Origin of the sequence: Comamonas sp. wu1-DMT (assembly GCF_040187805.1) — a bacterium.
Classification (GTDB): Bacteria; Pseudomonadota; Gammaproteobacteria; order Burkholderiales; family Burkholderiaceae_C; genus Comamonas; species Comamonas thiooxydans.
The window spans coordinates 128,002-146,081 of the sequence record NZ_JBANEM010000013.1 but is presented as its reverse complement, the minus strand read 5'-3'; the positions used below and the strand labels follow the sequence as shown (position 1 = coordinate 146,081).

The 18,080-nt window shown below is 60.2% G+C and carries 11 protein-coding genes, 3 tRNA genes and 2 pseudogenes; all 16 read left to right on the top strand.

What is annotated here, in order from left to right:
* The coding region (locus V8Z78_RS18830) for an EF-Tu C-terminal domain-related protein (RefSeq protein ID WP_502878863.1) at positions 1-103 on the top strand (103 nt) is incomplete at its 5' end.
* Positions 104-112: 9 nt separating this feature from the next.
* Positions 113-188, top strand: a tRNA-Trp gene (locus V8Z78_RS18825).
* An 87-nt stretch (positions 189-275) separates the two neighbouring features.
* Positions 276-659 carry a preprotein translocase subunit SecE gene (gene secE, locus V8Z78_RS18820; RefSeq protein WP_012836790.1) on the top strand — a complete coding sequence of 128 codons (384 nt, stop codon included), beginning with the start codon at positions 276-278 and terminating at the stop codon, positions 657-659.
* Positions 659-1,246, top strand: coding sequence for a transcription termination/antitermination protein NusG (nusG, locus tag V8Z78_RS18815; RefSeq protein WP_003065695.1), 588 nt, complete (start codon positions 659-661; stop codon positions 1,244-1,246). Before secE ends, nusG begins: the two co-directional genes overlap by 1 nt.
* A 106-nt stretch (positions 1,247-1,352) precedes the next feature.
* A complete protein-coding gene (gene rplK, locus V8Z78_RS18810) occupies positions 1,353-1,805 on the top strand; it encodes a 50S ribosomal protein L11 (RefSeq protein ID WP_349731895.1) in 453 nt (150 codons plus the stop codon).
* Positions 1,806-2,501, top strand: a complete 696-nt coding sequence (rplA, locus tag V8Z78_RS18805; RefSeq protein WP_003065693.1) for a 50S ribosomal protein L1 — start codon at positions 1,806-1,808, stop codon at positions 2,499-2,501. It begins immediately after the preceding gene.
* A gap of 227 nt (positions 2,502-2,728) precedes the next feature.
* Positions 2,729-3,253: a 50S ribosomal protein L10 gene (rplJ, locus tag V8Z78_RS18800; RefSeq protein WP_003065692.1), complete on the top strand. Its 525-nt coding sequence runs from the start codon at positions 2,729-2,731 to the stop codon at positions 3,251-3,253.
* A gap of 36 nt (positions 3,254-3,289) precedes the next feature.
* Positions 3,290-3,667 carry a 50S ribosomal protein L7/L12 gene (gene rplL / locus V8Z78_RS18795; RefSeq protein ID WP_003065690.1) on the top strand — a complete coding sequence of 126 codons (378 nt, stop codon included), beginning with the start codon at positions 3,290-3,292 and terminating at the stop codon, positions 3,665-3,667.
* Positions 3,668-3,941: 274 nt separating this feature from the next.
* Positions 3,942-8,054 (top strand): DNA-directed RNA polymerase subunit beta, encoded by a 4,113-nt coding sequence (gene rpoB / locus V8Z78_RS18790; RefSeq protein ID WP_003065687.1) that lies wholly within the window; start codon positions 3,942-3,944, stop codon positions 8,052-8,054.
* A 121-nt stretch (positions 8,055-8,175) separates the two neighbouring features.
* On the top strand, positions 8,176-12,399 hold the full coding sequence (gene rpoC / locus V8Z78_RS18785; protein WP_003065685.1) for a DNA-directed RNA polymerase subunit beta': 4,224 nt from the start codon (positions 8,176-8,178) through the stop codon (positions 12,397-12,399).
* Positions 12,400-12,606: 207 nt separating this feature from the next.
* Positions 12,607-13,993 (top strand): annotated as a pseudogene (gene rsmB / locus V8Z78_RS18780) (16S rRNA (cytosine(967)-C(5))-methyltransferase RsmB).
* A 43-nt stretch (positions 13,994-14,036) separates the two neighbouring features.
* A complete protein-coding gene (locus V8Z78_RS18775) occupies positions 14,037-14,606 on the top strand; it encodes a DUF4390 domain-containing protein (protein WP_034362111.1) in 570 nt (189 codons plus the stop codon).
* Positions 14,606-16,928: pseudogene (locus V8Z78_RS18770) on the top strand (sensor histidine kinase). The gene V8Z78_RS18775 and the pseudogene V8Z78_RS18770 overlap by 1 nt, the downstream one beginning before the upstream one ends.
* Positions 16,929-16,967: 39 nt before the next feature.
* Positions 16,968-17,633, top strand: coding sequence for a response regulator (locus tag V8Z78_RS18765; RefSeq protein ID WP_003065673.1), 666 nt, complete (start codon positions 16,968-16,970; stop codon positions 17,631-17,633).
* A gap of 85 nt (positions 17,634-17,718) precedes the next feature.
* Positions 17,719-17,794 (top strand) — tRNA-Phe (locus V8Z78_RS18760).
* Between the two features lie 173 nt (positions 17,795-17,967).
* Positions 17,968-18,043: transfer RNA gene (locus V8Z78_RS18755), tRNA-Phe, on the top strand.
* Positions 18,044-18,080 lie beyond the last annotated feature (37 nt).

Sequence of the window (18,080 nt, the reverse complement as noted above, 5' to 3'; positions counted from 1 at the left end):
GAAGCTGATCTCCCCCATCGCCATGGAAGAAGGTCTGCGCTTCGCTATCCGCGAAGGTGGTCGTACTGTGGGCGCCGGTGTGGTTGCCACGATCATTGCATAATTGATTTGTAGGGGTATAGCTCAATTGGCAGAGCGTCGGTCTCCAAAACCGAAGGTTGTAGGTTCGATTCCTACTGCCCCTGCCACCTCTTAATGGTGGAATCAACAAGAGCCCGCCTTTGGCGGGCTTTTGTGTCTTGAAATTGCACATTTTTGTGCATTTGAAACAAAATATGGCCACTACTCAGGTTGAAACAGTCAGCTCTGCTGCTGACAAAGCAAAATTAGCCGCTGTTGCGGCTTTAGTTGTTGCTTCTATTGCTGGCTTTTATCTGTTGAGCAAGCAAGGTGCGCTGGTTCAGTGGGCGGCTCTGATTGTCGGCCTGGTGCTGGCTGCTGGCGTGTTTCTGATCTCTGAGCCGGGCAAGCGCTTCATTGGCTTTGCTCGTGATGCTTGGCGTGAGGTGAAGAAGGTGGTCTGGCCCACCCGCAAGGAAACCATGCAGATGACACTGTATGTCTTTGCGTTTGTGGTGGTGATGGCCTTGTTCTTGTGGTTCACCGATAAGACGCTTGAATGGGTCTTGTACGACTTGATTTTGGGCTGGAGGAAGTAATGGCTGATGCAGTCGAAACAGATGTGAATGGTGGAGCAGCGGGACCCGCCAATCCCGATCTGCGCTGGTATATCGTCCATGCCTATTCGGGTATGGAGAAAGCTGTCGAGCGCAATATTGCGGAGCGTATTGCTCGCTCGGACATGCAGTCCAAGTTTGGCCGCATCCTGGTGCCTTCCGAAGAAGTGGTGGAAATGCGCAACGGCACTCGCCGCACCACAGAGCGCCGCCTGTTCCCCGGTTATGTGTTCGTCGAAATGGTGATGGATGACGATACCTGGCACCTGGTGAAGCACACCAGCAAGGTGACCGGTTTCGTTGGCGGTGCCAAGAACCGTCCTGCCCCCATTTCTGAAGAAGAAGTTCGCAAGATCGTCGACCAGATGCAGGAGGGCACCGAAAAGCCTCGCCACAAGGTCGAGTTCATGGTCGGCGAAATGGTTCGTGTCAAGGAAGGTCCGTTCGCGGACTTCAATGGCTCCGTCGAGGAAGTCAACTACGAAAAGAACCGTCTGCGTGTCTCGGTCACCATCTTTGGCCGCGCGACTCCTGTGGAATTGGAATTCTCTCAAGTTGAGAAAACTTGAGATTCGCAATAGAATCTAGGGCTTCGCATTTTTTTGACTCGATGCGAAGCTTTTTTGTAGAGTCAGCAACCTCGGGGAGCTGTTTGCAGATATTGCAAATGGCGCTATACCCGTAAGGAGCTCAACATGGCGAAAAAAAATCGTCGGCTTCATCAAGCTGCAAGTGCCAGCTGGTAAGGCCAATCCTTCTCCTCCCATTGGTCCTGCGCTGGGTCAGCGCGGCCTCAACATCATGGAATTCTGCAAGGCGTTCAACGCCCAGACCCAAGGTGTCGAGCCCGGCCTGCCTCTGCCCGTGGTGATCACGGCTTTTGCTGACAAGAGCTTCACGTTCGTCATCAAGACTCCTCCCGCAACCGTTCTGATCAAGAAGGCTGTGAAGCTGGACAAGGGCTCTTCCAATCCTCTGAAGAACAAGGTTGGCAAGATCACACGTGCTCAGCTGGAAGAAATCGCCAAGACCAAGCTGAAGGACATGAACGCCGCTGACGTTGACGCTGCTGTGCGTACGCTGGCTGGTTCTGCCCGTTCGATGGGCGTGATCGTGGAGGGTGTGTAAATGGCCAAGTTGACCAAGAAGCAAAAAGCTCTCCAGGGCAAGGTTGATTCCAACAAGCTGTACTCTTTCGCTGACGCCGTGGCGCTGGTGAAGGAAGCTGCAACTGCCAAGTTCGATGAATCCATCGACGTGGCCGTGCAACTGGGCGTGGATGCCAAGAAGTCGGACCAAGTGGTGCGTGGCGCCGTGGTGCTGCCTCACGGTACCGGCAAGACTGCTCGCGTGGCTGTGTTCGCACAAGGCGCCAAGGCTGAAGAAGCCAAGGCCGCCGGCGCTGACGTGGTCGGCATGGACGACCTGGCTGCTCAAGTCAAGGCCGGCGACATGCCCTTCGACGTGGTGATCGCTGCTCCCGACGCTATGCGCGTTGTGGGCCAGCTGGGTCAGATCCTGGGCCCCCGCGGCCTGATGCCCAACCCCAAGGTTGGCACCGTGACTCCTGACGTCGCTACGGCCGTGAAGAACGCCAAGGCTGGTCAGGTGCAGTTCCGCGTGGACAAGGCTGGTATCGTGCACGGCACGATCGGTCGCCGTTCGTTCGATGCCGACAAGCTGCAGGGCAACCTGGCTGCTCTGATCGATGCACTGAACAAGGCTAAGCCTGCTTCCAGCAAGGGTCTGTACCTGCGCAAGGTGGCTGTTTCGTCGACCATGGGTGTGGGCGTTCGCGTCGATACACAATCCATCTCGGCGTAATTGCTAGAAATCGTCAGATGAGCTTTGCTCATCTGGTGTGGTGGGCTGCGGGAGTTGTTGCTCCTGCAGGTCATCCAAGACCGTTGGTGTGATTTGATCACTTAATCACGAAGGCCAACGCAGATGGCGATCCCGCTGCAGATGGAAATTTTTCCTAAACAGTTGGTCGCTGCAACAAGAGCGTGTATGCAGGGCTTGCCTTGCATATGCATTTGAAGGAGTAGACCTTGAGTCTTAATCGCAGTGAGAAAGAAGCGGTCATCAACGAAGTGACCAGCCTCGCCGCTAAAGCTCAAACGCTTGTGATCGCGGAATACCGTGGCATCACGGTCGCCGACATGACCAAACTGCGTGCCGATGCTCGCAGCAAGGGTGTGAGCCTGAGCGTGTTGAAGAACACCCTGGCCCGCCGTGCTGTTGCCGGTAGCGCGTTTGACGTGGTGGCTGACCAGATGACTGGTCCCCTGATCTATGGCTTCTCTGAAGACGCAGTGGCTGCCGCCAAGGTGGTGGCCGACTTCGCGAAGACCAACGACAAGTTGGTGATTCGCGGTGGCGCGTTCGGAGGCAAGGCCCTGGACATCGACGGCGTTAAGCAACTGGCAAACATCCCCTCCAAGGAAGTACTGCTCGCACAACTGTGCGGCTTGCTCATGTCGCCTATCTCGCGTACAGCCGTTGTGCTGGGCGCTCTGGCGGCCAAGAAGGGCGAAGGCTCTGCCGAAGCGGCAACAGAAACAGCCGCAGCCTGAGTGCTCGGCAAAACCAACCAATTTTAGGAAATCAAAATGGCATTCGATAAAGACGCATTCCTGACCGCCCTGGACAGCATGACTGTTCTGGAACTGAACGACCTGGTCAAGGCTATTGAAGAGAAGTTTGGCGTGTCCGCCGCTGCTATGGCTGCTCCCGCTGCTGGCGGCGCTGCTGGTGGCGCTGCTGCTGCTGAAGAAAAGACCGAGTTCAACGTCGTTCTGACCGACGCTGGCGCCAACAAGGTGTCCGTGATTAAGGCTGTGCGCGAAATCACCGGCCTGGGTCTGAAGGAAGCCAAGGATCTGGTCGACGGCGCTCCCAAGACCGTGAAGGAAGCCGCTCCCAAGGCTGACGCTGAAGCCGCTGTGAAGAAGCTGGTTGAAGCCGGTGCCAAGGCTGAACTGAAGTAATTCAGTGAAATCAAGGGCTGGAGACTCGTAAAAGGGTCTCCAGCCTTTGGCGCTTGTGGAGTGCGCTTAAAGAACACACCAAAAAGCAGGTTTCCTAGGGAGTCTGCTTTTTAGTGTCTTCTGACAATCCGACAGCAGAAGATGCCTTGGTTCGGGCGATGTGCAACGCATCGCCGTCAGCCATGGTTGGTAGTGGCCAACCGCCAAGCCCGCAGGAGAACCCTGTGGGGCAGTCGTCGCAGACCCAGGACTCATGTCTTTGCCCGGAGATCTCATGGCCTATTCTTATACCGAACGCAAGCGAATCCGCAAAAGCTTCGGGAGCCGCGATAGCGTGCTCGAAGTGCCTTATCTGCTGCAGATGCAAAAAGATGCCTATACAGCATTCCTGCAGGCAGATGTAGCCCCCAAAAAACGTACCATTGATGGCCTGCAAGCGGCCTTCAATTCCGCCTTCCCCATCGTCTCCCACAATGGTTTTGTGGAGATGAAGTTTGTCGAGTACAACCTCGCCAAGCCCGCTTTCGACGTGCGTGAATGCCAGACCCGTGGTCTGACCTTCGCCTCCGCTGTCCGCGCCAAGGTCCAGCTGATCATCTATGACCGCGAGTCCTCCACGGCTCAGTCCAAGGTGGTCAAGGAAGTGAAGGAACAAGAGGTCTACATGGGCGAAGTGCCCTTGATGACCGACAAGGGTTCGTTCATCATCAACGGTACCGAGCGCGTGATCGTGTCTCAGCTGCACCGTTCGCCTGGCGTGTTCTTCGAGCACGACAAGGGCAAGACCCATAGCTCGGGCAAGCTGCTGTTCTCGGCTCGCATCATTCCTTACCGCGGCTCCTGGCTGGACTTCGAGTTCGACCCCAAGGACCTGCTGTACTTCCGCGTCGACCGTCGCCGCAAGATGCCTGTGTCGATCCTGCTGAAGGCCATCGGCATGACGCCCGAGACCATCCTGGCAACGTTCTTCGTGAACGACAACTTCCGCCTGATGGACAGCGGTGCGCAGATGGAATTCGTGGCCGATCGCCTGAAGGGCGAAGTCGCGCGTTTCGACATCACCGACAAGTCCGGCAAGGTCGTGGTCGCCAAGGACAAGCGCATCACCGCTCGCCACACCCGCGAGCTGGAGCAGTCCGGCACCAAGTTCGTCAGCGTGCCCGAAGACTTCCTGCTGGGTCGTGTGCTGGCCAAGAACATCGTTGATCCCGATACCGGCGAAATCATCGCCAAGGCCAACGAAGAACTGACCGAAGCTCTGCTCAAGAAGCTGCGCAGCGCCGGCGTGCAGGACGTTCAGTGCATCTACACCAACGAACTGGACCAGGGCGCCTACATCTCGCAGACCCTGCGCACCGATGAAACCGTGGACGAGTTCGCTGCCCGCGTTGCCATCTACCGCATGATGCGTCCTGGCGAGCCTCCTACCGAGGACGCCGTGCAGGCCCTGTTCCAGCGCCTGTTCTACAACGCCGACACTTATGATCTGTCGCGCGTGGGCCGCATGAAGTTCAACGCCAAGATCGGCCGCGAAGGCGCGACCGGTCCCATGGTGCTGTCCAACGAAGACATCCTGGCCGTGGTCAAGATCCTGGTGGACCTGCGCAATGGCCGTGGCGAAGTCGACGATATCGACCACCTGGGCAACCGCCGCGTGCGTTGCGTGGGCGAACTGGCCGAAAACCAGTACCGCACCGGTCTGGCGCGTATCGAAAAGGCTGTGAAGGAGCGTCTGGGTCAGGCCGAGCAAGAGCCTCTCATGCCCCACGACCTGATCAACTCCAAGCCCATCTCTGCGGCCCTGAAGGAGTTCTTCGGTGCCTCGCAGCTGTCGCAGTTCATGGACCAGACCAACCCTCTGGCAGAAATCACGCACAAGCGTCGTGTTTCCGCCCTGGGCCCAGGCGGTCTGACCCGCGAACGTGCCGGCTTTGAAGTGCGTGACGTGCACGTGACCCACTATGGTCGCGTCTGCCCTATCGAAACGCCTGAAGGTCCCAACATTGGTCTGATCAACTCGCTGGCTCTGTACGCCCGCCTCAACGAGTACGGTTTCATCGAAACCCCGTACCGTCGCGTGGTGGACGGCAAGGTGACGATGGACATCGACTATCTGTCGGCCATCGAAGAAGGCAAGTACGTGATCGCCCAGGCCAACGCCGATCTGGATGCCGAAGGCAATCTGGTGGGCGAGCTGGTGTCGGCCCGTGAAGCCGGTGAATCGACCCTGGTGTCGGCCGAGCGCGTGCAATACATGGACGTGTCGCCTGCGCAGATCGTGTCCGTGGCCGCCTCGCTGATTCCCTTCCTGGAACACGACGACGCGAACCGTGCCTTGATGGGCGCCAACATGTCGCGTCAGGCCGTGCCTGTGCTGCGTCCTGAAAAGCCCATGGTCGGTACCGGTATCGAGCGCGTTGCTGCCGTGGACTCCGGCACCGTGGTCACTGCCAAGCGCGGCGGTATCGTGGACTATGTCGACGCCACCCGTATCGTGATCCGTGTGAACGACGACGAAGCCGTGGCCGGTGAAGTCGGCGTGGACATCTACAACCTGATCAAGTATCAGCGTTCCAACCAGAACACCAACATCCACCAGCGCCCCATCGTCAGCCGTGGCGACAAGCTGGCCAAGGGTGATGTGCTGGCGGACGGCGCTTCGACCGATCTGGGCGAAATCGCCATCGGCCAGAACATGCTGATCGCGTTCATGCCCTGGAACGGCTACAACTACGAAGACTCGGTGATGATCAACGAGCGCATCGTGGCTGACGATCGCTACACCTCGATCCACATCGAAGAGCTGGTGGTGATGGCTCGCGACACCAAGCTGGGTGCCGAAGAAATCACACGCGACATCCCCAACCTGTCCGAGCAGCAACTGAACCGCCTGGACGAGTCCGGCATCATCTACGTGGGCGCCGAAGTGCAACCCGGCGATGTGCTGGTGGGCAAGGTCACCCCCAAGGGCGAGACCACGCTGACGCCTGAAGAGAAGCTGCTGCGCGCCATCTTCGGCGAGAAGGCTTCCGACGTGAAGGACACTTCTCTGCGTGTGGATCAGGGCTCGCAAGGTACCGTGATCGACGTGCAGGTGTTCACGCGTGAAGGCATCCAGCGCGACAAGCGTGCCCAGCAGATCATCGACGATGAACTCAAGCGCTTCCGCCTGGACCTGAACGACCAGCTGCGCATTGTGGAAGCCGACGCTTTCGACCGTATCGAGAAGCTGCTGACCGGCCGCGTGGCCAACGGCGGTCCTCAGAAGCTGTCCAAGGGCGCCAAGATCGACAAGGCCTATCTGGACGGCGTGGAGAAGTTCCACTGGTTCGACATTCGCCCTGCCGAAGACGATGTGGCCGCTCAGCTGGAGTCCATCAAGAACTCCATCGAGCAGCAGCGTCACACCTTCGACCTGGCGTTCGAAGAAAAGCGCAAGAAGCTCACGCAAGGCGACGAACTGCCTGCCGGCGTGCTCAAGATGGTCAAGGTCTACCTGGCCGTCAAGCGTCGTCTGCAGCCCGGCGACAAGATGGCCGGCCGTCACGGCAACAAGGGTGTGGTCTCCAAGATCACTCCCGTGGAAGACATGCCTTTCCTGGCCGACGGCACCACTGCCGACATCGTGCTGAACCCGCTGGGCGTGCCTTCGCGTATGAACATCGGTCAGGTGCTGGAAGTGCACTTGGGCTGGGCCGGCAAGGGCCTGGGCCAGCGCATCGGCGACATGCTGCAAAAGGAAGCCCGCGCTGCTGAAGTGCGTGCCTTCCTGGAAGAGATCTACAACCGCAGCGGCCGCAAGGAAGAGCTGTCTCAGCTGGACGACGGCGAAGTCATGTCCATGGCCAAGGAGCTGACCACGGGCGTGCCGTTCGCAACGCCGGTGTTCGACGGTGCTTCCGAAGCCGAAATCAAGGACATGCTGAAGCTGGCCTACCCTGACGACATCGCTGCCGCCAAGGGGCTGACCGAGACACGCACTCAGGCTTATCTGTATGACGGCCGCACCGGCGAGCGCTTCGAGCGTCCGACCACCGTGGGCTATATGCACTACCTGAAGCTGCACCACTTGGTCGACGACAAGATGCATGCCCGCTCCACCGGTCCTTACTCGCTGGTGACGCAACAGCCTCTGGGCGGTAAGGCCCAGTTCGGTGGTCAGCGTTTCGGTGAAATGGAAGTGTGGGCGCTGGAAGCTTACGGCGCCGCCTATGTGCTGCAGGAAATGCTGACTGTGAAGTCCGACGACGTGGTCGGTCGTACCAAGGTGTACGAGTCCATCGTCAAGGGCGAGCACTCGATCGAAGCGGGCATGCCCGAATCGTTCAACGTGCTGGTCAAGGAAATCCGCTCTCTGGGCTTGGACATCGAGCTCGAACGTTCTTAAGCCCTATTAAACAGAGAGCTGCAACCGCTTTAAAACAAAGGATTTGCGCTTGGTTCGTTGCTGAAACCAAGGCAAATCCAGCGGTGGCTGCAATGATTTTTGACGAAAAGGAAAGAGTTACATGAAATCGCTACTCGACCTGTTCAAGCAATTTACGCCTGATGAGCATTTCGATGCCATCAAGATCGGCCTGGCCTCGCCCGAGAAGATCCGTTCCTGGTCTTTCGGCGAAGTGAAGAAGCCTGAAACGATCAACTACCGTACTTTCAAGCCCGAGCGTGATGGTCTGTTCTGCGCCAAGATCTTTGGCCCGATCAAGGACTACGAATGCCTGTGCGGCAAGTACAAGCGCCTCAAGCACCGTGGTGTGATCTGCGAGAAGTGCGGCGTTGAAGTCACACAGACCAAGGTGCGTCGCGAACGCATGGGTCACATCGATCTGGCCGCGCCCTGCGCTCACATCTGGTTCCTGAAGTCCCTGCCTTCGCGCCTGGGCTTGGTGCTGGACATGACGCTGCGCGACATCGAGCGCGTGCTGTACTTCGAAGCCTATGTGGTGACCGACCCCGGCATGACCCCGCTGAAGAAGTTCAGCATCATGACCGAGGACGACTACGACGCCAAGCAACTCGAGTACGGCTACGATGAGTTCACCGCCAAGATGGGCGCTGAAGGCATCAAGGACCTGCTCGAAGGCATCGACATCGACGTCGAGATCGAGCGCCTGCGCAACGATCTGACCGGCTCCGAAGTCAAGGTCAAGAAGAACGCCAAGCGCCTGAAGCTGCTCGAAGCGTTCAAGAAGTCCGGCATCAAGCCCGAGTGGATGGTGATGGAAGTGCTGCCCGTGCTGCCTCCCGATCTGCGTCCTCTGGTGCCTCTGGACGGTGGCCGTTTCGCCACTTCCGACCTGAACGACCTGTACCGCCGCGTCATCAACCGCAACTCGCGTCTGCGTCGTCTGCTCGAGCTCAAGGCTCCTGAAATCATTGCGCGCAACGAAAAGCGCATGCTGCAGGAAGCCGTGGACTCGCTGCTGGACAACGGCCGTCGCGGCAAGGCCATGACGGGCGCCAACAAGCGTGCCCTGAAGTCTCTGGCCGACATGATCAAGGGCAAGAGCGGTCGTTTCCGTCAGAACTTGCTGGGCAAGCGCGTGGACTACTCCGGTCGTTCCGTGATTACCGTTGGTCCTTACCTCAAGCTGCACCAGTGCGGTCTGCCCAAGCTGATGGCGCTGGAGCTGTTCAAGCCCTTCATCTTCGCGCAGCTCGAGCAGCGCGGCATTGCCACGACCATCAAGGCGGCCAAGAAGGAAGTGGAAGCCGGTACGCCCGTGGTGTGGGACATCCTTGAAGAAGTCATCAAGGAACACCCCATCATGCTCAACCGTGCGCCTACGCTGCACCGTCTGGGTATCCAGGCTTTCGAGCCCATCCTGATCGAAGGCAAGGCCCTGCAACTGCACCCGCTGGTCTGCGCGGCATTCAACGCCGACTTCGACGGTGACCAGATGGCTGTTCACGTGCCCCTGTCTGTGGAAGCGCAGATGGAAGCCCGCGTGCTGATGCTGGCCTCGAACAACGTGCTGTTCCCCGCTTCGGGCGAACCCTCCATCGTTCCTTCCCAGGACGTGGTGCTGGGTCTGTATCACGCCACGCGTGAAAAGATCAACGGCAAGGGCGAAGGCATGGTGTTTGCCGACCTGATGGAGCTGCAACGCGCTCTGGATGCCGGCGAGACCGAGCTGCACGCCAAGATCAGCGTGCGCCTGACCGAGTGGAACAAGAACAAGGAAACTGGCGAATTCGAGCCCGTGACCTCGCTCGTGGAAACCACCGTGGGCCGTGCCCTGCTGTCTGAAATCCTGCCCAAGGGCCTGGCTTTCAGCAACATGAACAAGGCGCTGAAGAAGAAGGAAATCTCCAAGCTGATCAACGCCTCCTTCCGCAAGTGCGGTCTGAAGGCCACGGTCGTGTTTGCCGACAAGCTGCTGCAAAACGGTTTCCGTCTGTCCACGCACGCCGGTATCTCGATCTCCATCGACGACATGCTGGTGCCTCCGCAAAAGGCCGACATCCTGGCCCGCGCAGAGTCCGAAGTGAAGGAGATCGAGCAGCAGTACGTCTCGGGTCTGGTGACCTCGGGCGAGCGCTACAACAAGGTGGTGGACATCTGGGGCAAGGCCGGCGACGACGTGTCCAAGGTGATGATGGACCAGCTCAAGGTCCAGAAGACCACCGACCGTCACGGCAACGAAGTCGATCAGGAATCGTTCAATGCGATTTACATGATGGCCGACTCCGGCGCCCGTGGCTCCGCAGCGCAGATTCGTCAGCTGGCCGGTATGCGTGGTCTGATGGCCAAGCCTGACGGCTCCATCATTGAGACGCCTATCACCGCGAACTTCCGCGAAGGCCTCAACGTGCTGCAGTACTTCATCTCGACCCACGGTGCCCGTAAGGGTCTGGCCGACACGGCGCTGAAGACGGCTAACTCCGGTTACCTGACTCGTCGTCTGGTGGACGTGACGCAGGATCTGGTCGTGAACGAACAGGATTGCGGTACCTCCAACGGCTATCTGATGCGCGCCATCGTCGAAGGCGGTGAAGTGATCGAATCCCTGCGCGACCGCGTGCTGGGCCGTTCGACCGCCGAAGAAGTGCTGCACCCCGAAACCCGTGCCGTGCTGGTGCCTGCCGGCACCCTGCTCAACGAAGACACCATCGAAGAGCTGGAAGCCCAGGGCGTGGACGAAATCAAGGTGCGTACGGCTCTGACCTGCGAAACCCGTTTCGGTCTGTGCGCAACCTGCTACGGTCGCGACCTGGGTCGTGGCGGCCTGATCAACCTCGGCGAAGCCGTGGGTGTGATCGCTGCCCAGTCCATCGGTGAACCCGGCACGCAGCTGACCATGCGTACCTTCCACATCGGTGGTGCCGCTTCGCGCGCTGCCATCGCCTCGAGCGTGGAAGCCAAGTCCAATGGCGTGATCGGCTTCAACAGCACGATGCGCTATGTGTCCAACACCAAGGGCGAGCTGGTGGTGATTTCGCGTTCCGGCGAGATCGTGATCAGCGAAAACGGCCGCGAGCGCGAGCGTCACAAGGTGCCTTATGGCGCCGTGCTGACCATCAAGCCCGACGAAGCCATCAAGGCCGGCAAGATCCTGGCGAACTGGGACCCGCTGACTCGACCCATCATTACCGAATACGCCGGTCAAGTGCGTTTCGAGAATGTGGAAGAAGGTCTGACGGTGGCCAAGCAGGTCGACGAAGTGACCGGTCTGTCCACTCTGGTGGTGATCGACCCCAAGCGTCGTGGCTCTGCCAAGGTGGTGCGTCCCCAGGTCAAGCTGATCGACGCCAACAACCAGGAAGTCAAGATCCCTGGTACCGACCACGCCGTGACGATCGGCTTCCAGGTCGGGGCCCTGATTCAGGTGCGCGACGGCCAGGACGTGGGCCCCGGCGAAGTGCTGGCCCGTATCCCTGTGGAAGGCCAGAAGACCCGCGACATTACCGGTGGTCTGCCCCGTGTGGCCGAACTGTTCGAAGCCCGTACGCCCAAGGACAAGGGCACGCTGGCCGAGATGACCGGTACCGTGTCCTTCGGCAAGGAAACCAAGGGCAAGATCCGCCTGCAGATCACCGATCTGGAAGGCAAGGTCTGGGAAGAGCTGGTGCCCAAGGAGCGCAACATTCTGGTCCACGAAGGCCAGGTGGTGAACAAGGGCGAGTCCATCGTTGACGGTCCTGCCGATCCTCAAGACATCCTGCGTCTGCTGGGTATCGAAGAGCTGTCGCGCTACATCGTGGACGAGGTGCAGGACGTTTACCGCCTGCAGGGTGTGAAGATCAACGACAAGCACATCGAAGTGATCGTGCGTCAGATGCTGCGTCGCGTGATCATCGAGAACTCCGGCGATACCACCTACATCCAGGGTGAACAGGTCGAGCGTTCCGAGGTGCTCAACACCAACGAACAGATGCAGAAGGAAGGCAAGCTGCCTGCCACGTACTCCAACGTGCTGCTGGGCATCACCAAGGCTTCGCTGTCGACCGACTCGTTCATCTCTGCGGCTTCCTTCCAGGAAACCACCCGTGTTCTGACCGAAGCTGCCATCATGGGCAAGCGCGACGAGCTGCGTGGCCTGAAGGAAAACGTGATCGTGGGTCGTCTGATCCCCGCCGGTACCGGTCTGGCCTATCACCAGGCTCGCAAGGCCAAGGACGAAATGGACGATGCCGAGCGTCGTGCCATCGCCGAAGCCGAAGAAGCCGAGCTGGCCGGTGTGCTGGCTGATGACGTCGAAGCACCTGCTGGCGACGCCTCTGCCGACTAAGCATGGCACTGGGCCGCGGCCGGCAACGGCTGCGGTTCGCTGCTGATGCACCGCGCTCCCGCTCTGCCTTGTGCAGACGGGAGCGTTTTTCATTGATCAAGACACGACTTGCGCAAGCTCGGATCAGACATGGTGTTTTCTCGATAGAAATGCCCGCTGTGCATCCTGGTCTGCGTCAGTTCTACAAGATTTTCAGGTCTGCTCTTCATGACTTCCAAGCCTTCCCAACCCAAGAACGCCGCTGCAGGTGCTGCCGTGCCCAACGCTCCTGCCCTGTGGCAACAGCTGGATGCAGTGGCCAAGGCCTTGCACGGCATCCTGGGTGGTCAGTCCAGCAAGGCTGTGCTGGCACAGGTGCCGCAGCGCTTGCGTCCGGGAGTGCAGGCCTTGCTGTTCCAGGTGCTGCGCAATCTGGGGCGTGCCCAGGCGCTGCAAAAGCAGCTGGCGCCGCGCCCACCGGCACCCAAGGTCAGTGCCTTGCTGAGCACTGCGTTGGCACTGGCCTGGGATGAGACCCAAGCCCCATATCCGCCCTTCACCCTGGTCAACCAGGCCGTGGAAGCTGCCAAGAACGGCGCGGCACGCGCGCAGTCCGGCTTCATCAACGCCTGCCTGCGCCGCTTTCTGCGCGAGCGCGATGCCCTGGTGAGCGCGACCGACAACGATCCCGTGGCCGTCTGGAATCACCCTGCATGGTGGATTGCCCGGCTCAAAAAAGACCATCCCCAGGACTGGCAGACCATTTTGGCGGCCAACAACGCCCAGCCGCCCATGACGCTGCGGGTGAATGCACAGAAAAGCACTCCAGCCCAGTATCAGAATGCGCTGCAGGCGATGAACCTGAAGTCGACAGCTGTCGCCGAATGCGGTCTGCAGCTGGAGCAGGCGGTGCCTGTGCAGGAGCTGCCGCAGTTTGAAGAGGGATGGGCCTCGGTGCAGGACGGCGCGGCGCAGGCCGCTGCACCGCTGCTGCTGGCCGGCTTGCCCGAGCCTCAGGGCCGCCCGCTGCGCGTGCTGGATGCCTGTGCTGCGCCCGGCGGCAAGACTGCCCATCTGCTTGAGCGCGCTGCGCCCGGCGGCATCGAAGTCACGGCCCTGGAGATCGACCCCGAGCGGGCTCGCCGCATCGGTGAAACCCTGTCGCGCCTGGGCCTGAAGGCCAAGGTGCTGGTGGCCGATGCGTCCGCGCCCCAGGCGTGGTTCGAATCGCAATGTGGCGGTCAGCTCTTCGATGCGATCTTGCTCGATGCGCCTTGCACGGCATCTGGCATTGTGCGTCGCCAGCCCGATGTGCGCTGGCTGCGCCGTGAGAGCGATGTGGCCCAGCTGGCAGACATCCAGTCCAGGCTGCTCGATACCCTGTGGCCGCTGCTGCAGCCCGGCGGCCGCATGGTCTATTGCACCTGCTCGGTCTTCAAGGCCGAGGGCGATGCCCAGATGCAAGCGTTTCTTGCGCGCAACACTACGGCGGCCAGCTTGCCTGCTCCGGGTCATTTAATTCCCGGCAAAGCTGCCAAACACGATTCCGTGGCAGACAATCCCCTGGGTGACCACGACGGCTTTTTTTTACGCTCTGCTGGAAAAATTGCGCTAACGCTGTAGCGGGGGCCTTGCGGCGTGCGACCCGTGCAGCTTCGCTGGTGCTGGCGCTGTCCCTGGTTTTCGTGCTGGCCCGGGCCGATACCGTGCCGCCGGATATCAGCTCCATGCAGGTCACGCGTACCGACGAGGGGGTGTTTCTCTCGGCCAATCTGCAGTTCGAGCTGCCCGGTCAGGTTGAAGATGCCCTGCGCCAGGGCATTCCCATGTATTTCATTGCCGAGGCTCAGGTGCAGCGCGAGCGCTGGTACTGGTCCGATCAGCAATTGGGCGTCGCCACCCGCTATTACCGCATTACGCACCAGCCGCTGACCAGGCGCTGGCGTTTGCATATCTCCAATTCCGCCTTCACCGGCGGCAGCGGCACCGGACTGGCGCTGGGCCAGTCCTACGAGCAACTCGAGGATGCCATCGCAGCCATTCAACGCATTTACCGCTGGAAGATTCTGGACTCCGGCCAGCTCGGCTCCACTTCCGGCGTCTCGGTGCAACTGCGCTTTCGCGTAGATCTGTCGTCCCTGCCCAGACCTTTACAGATTGGGGCACTGGGGCGCTCGGGCTGGAATCTGCAACTGTCGCGCACGCAGACGCTGGAGGCCGCTCCCTGATGGCTGACATCAAGCTCCCGGACGGCGAAGCCGGCGGCTCCTCTGCCGCGCGCTGGTCGCGCGCCACGCGCTGGGCCGTTGGCACGGGCGTGGCGCTGATGGTGGTGGTGGGGGTGCTGCTGCTGTTCCTGCTGACCCTGGCCACGAATAACCGGCTGGCCTATGAGCGCAACTACAACTGGCTGTTTGCCGCCAATGTCGTTGTGGCCGGATTGCTGCTGCTGGTGCTGTTCTGGGGCGGCTTGCGCCTGGCTCTGAGGCTCAGGCGCGGGCGTTTTGGCAGCAAGCTGTTGCTCAAGCTGGCGGGCATCTTCACCCTGGTGGGTTTGCTGCCGGGCTTGTTGATCTATGTGGTGTCCTACCAGTTCGTCTCACGCTCCATCGAGAGCTGGTTTGACGTCAAGGTCGAGGGGGCCTTGTCTGCGGGCGTGAGCCTGGCCAGTGCCACACTGGATACCGTGGCCAATGACATGGCCAACAACACGCGCACGGCAGGCCTTCAGCTGTCTCAGACTTCGGATGCAGGGGCGGCACTGATGCTGGAGCGCATCCGAGATCAGATCGGAGCCTCCGATGTGGTGCTCTGGAATGCATCAGGCAAGGCCATTGCCAGTGCCGGTCAGTCTCAGTTCAGCCTGGCGCCCGAGCGGCCCAACACCCAGCTGCTGCGCAGCTTGAGGGAGCAGGGCGGTCAGCGTGCCGTGGCCAGCATCGAAGGCCTGGATGATGCCGGCGACGTGCCTGCCGATCAGGCCGCGGCCAACGCCAAGGTGCGCACACTGGCGCTGGTGCCCAGCTCGGCAGTGAATCTGTTGGAGGAGGCGCGTTATCTGCAGGCCACGATTCCCTTGCCGCAAGCCCTGGTCAGCAATGCCCTGGCCGTGCAGGAGGCCAATCGCGAGTATCAGGAGCGAGCACTTGCTCGCGGTGGATTGCAGCGCATGTATATCGGTACTCTGACGCTGGCGCTCTTTCTGGCCGTGTTTGGGGCCGTGGTGCTGGCCGTGGTGCTGGGCAACCAACTGGCCAAGCCCTTGTTGTTGCTGGCCCAGGGCATGCGCGATGTGGCGCGTGGCGATTTGCGCCCCAAGCCTGCGCTGCAGAGCAAGGACGAGATTGGCGGGCTGACGCGCTCTTTTGCCGTCATGACCCAGCAACTGGCCGACGCACGCTCCGACGCCAACCGCAATCTGCTGCAGCTCGATGCGGCGCGCAGCAATCTGCAGACCATTCTGGACAACCTTACTTCGGGCGTCATCGTGCTCGATCGCTCCGGACGCATCGTGCTCAGCAATCCCGGTGCAACACGCATTCTGCGCGCGCCCATGGCGGTGTTCCAGGGCAAGCGCCTGCGCGATGTCTCGGGTTTGCAGGACTTTGCGCGCGTGGTGCAGGAGCAGTTCGAGATCTTTCTCGGCGATGCTTCGGCCGAGCAGGGGCGCGACCGCTGGCAGCAGGTCTATGAGCTGGACGCGGGCAACGGCAACGGCGATGTGGTGCACAACACCACCAGCCTGGTCATGCGCGGCGCGGAGCTGCCCGACGACCAGCGTCTGCTGGTGTTTGACGACATCTCGGAGATCGTCTCTGCCCAGCGCGCACAGGCCTGGGGCGAGGTGGCGCGCCGCGTGGCGCATGAGATCAAGAATCCGCTGACGCCGATTCAGCTGTCTGCCGAGCGTCTGGCGATGAAGCTGACCGACAAGCTGCAGCCTGCGGAGCAGGCGCTGCTGGCCAAATCCGTGAAGACCATCGTCGATCAGGTGGGGGCCATGAAGCGTCTGGTCGATGAGTTTCGTGAATATGCACGTTTGCCGGCTGCCAATCTGCAAGCGCTGGATCTGAATGCACTGGTCGCTGAGGTGCTGCAGCTCTATGGCGAAGAGAATGCGGCGGTGCGTGTGGAGGCATCGCTCGACGAAGCCTGTCCGCTGATTCAGGGCGATAGCCAGCAATTGCGTCAGGTCATCCACAATCTTTTGCAAAATGCGCAAGATTCCACGGCGCAAAGAGCGCAGGAAACAGGGCAGACTCCAGGATCCGTCACCATCGAAACCCGCTGGATGGACACGGCCCAGCGTGTGCGCCTGAGCATCAGCGACAGTGGCACAGGTTTTGCTCCCAATATTCTTCAAAGAGCCTTCGAGCCCTATGTGACCACCAAGTCTCGCGGCACAGGCCTGGGTTTGGCCGTGGTCAAAAAAAATCGCCGACGAGCATGGCGCAAGAGTGGACCTGGGTAATCGAGAGGAAGACGGGGTAGTGCAAGGCGCGCGAGTGTCGCTATCATTTGTACCTAACGACCGTGCGGGGGCGGCTTGATCCCGTTCCGCACAAGGCATAGCAACAGGCTTTAGACACATGGCAAACATACTAGTGGTCGACGACGAACTGGGGATCCGGGATTTGTTGTCGGAAATCCTCAACGACGAAGGTCATAGTGTGGACGTGGCGGAGAACGCCACGCAGGCACGCGTATCCAGGGCAACCCACAACTACGATCTGGTGCTGCTAGACATCTGGATGCCGGACACCGACGGCGTCACCCTGCTCAAGGAATGGGCCACGGCCGGTCAGCTCACCATGCCCGTCATCATGATGAGCGGTCATGCGACCATCGAAACGGCCGTCGAGGCAACGCGCATCGGTGCACTGTCATTCCTCGAAAAGCCCATCACCATGCAGAAGCTGCTCAAGGCGGTGGAGCAGGGGCTGGCGCGAAGCACGGCCAGCCAGGGCTCGGAAACTGCAGCGCATGCCAGCAACGGCACGGCTCCATCGGCCGTGGTCAGCATCACGGCCCAGGCGGCGGAAGACAATCTGCCCAATTCGCACCAAGGCTTCGATCTCGACCGCCCCCTGCGCGAGGCGCGCGATGGCTTTGAAAAAGCCTATTTCGAATTCCACCTGGCACGCGAAGGCGGCTCCATGACGCGCGTGGCCGAGAAGACCGGCCTTGAGCGTACCCATCTGTATCGCAAGCTGCGCCAACTGGGCGTGGACCTTGGACGCAATCGCCGCGGATAATTTCCAAAAAATTCGCAGTTTTCGATTTGGGCTCCAAAAGTGTGCCTATAATCGTGGCTTCAGCACTCAAGGGTGCCGAAGAAAAGGCCCGGTAGCTCAGTCGGTAGAGCAGAGGATTGAAAATCCTTGTGTCGGCGGTTCGATTCCGTCCCAGGCCACCAGATTCAAAGCCCTGGATCAGCAATGATTCAGGGCTTTTCTGCATCCGGACCTGCTTTTTCGGTGGCATAGCAGGCCGGCGAATGCTTGGGGCTGGAATGCCCAGGCGGGGCAGGATGCAGAAAAATATGCCTATAATCGCCGCTTCAGCAAATTCAAGTTGCTGGACAGCACAGGCCCGGTAGCTCAGTCGGTAGAGCAGAGGATTGAAAATCCTTGTGTCGGCGGTTCGATTCCGTCCCAGGCCACCAAATTTAAAGCCCCGGATCAGCAATGATCCGGGGCTTT

Coding starts and splice junctions, on each gene's coding strand:
- rplL (WP_003065690.1), top strand. CDS start 3,290: ATGGCATTCGATAAAGACGCATTCCTGACCGCCCTGGACAGCATGACT.
- secE (WP_012836790.1), top strand. CDS start 276: ATGGCCACTACTCAGGTTGAAACAGTCAGCTCTGCTGCTGACAAAGCA.
- rplA (WP_003065693.1), top strand. CDS start 1,806: ATGGCCAAGTTGACCAAGAAGCAAAAAGCTCTCCAGGGCAAGGTTGAT.
- rpoC (WP_003065685.1), top strand. CDS start 8,176: ATGAAATCGCTACTCGACCTGTTCAAGCAATTTACGCCTGATGAGCAT.
- rpoB (WP_003065687.1), top strand. CDS start 3,942: ATGGCCTATTCTTATACCGAACGCAAGCGAATCCGCAAAAGCTTCGGG.
- V8Z78_RS18765 (WP_003065673.1), top strand. CDS start 16,968: ATGGCAAACATACTAGTGGTCGACGACGAACTGGGGATCCGGGATTTG.
- nusG (WP_003065695.1), top strand. CDS start 659: ATGGCTGATGCAGTCGAAACAGATGTGAATGGTGGAGCAGCGGGACCC.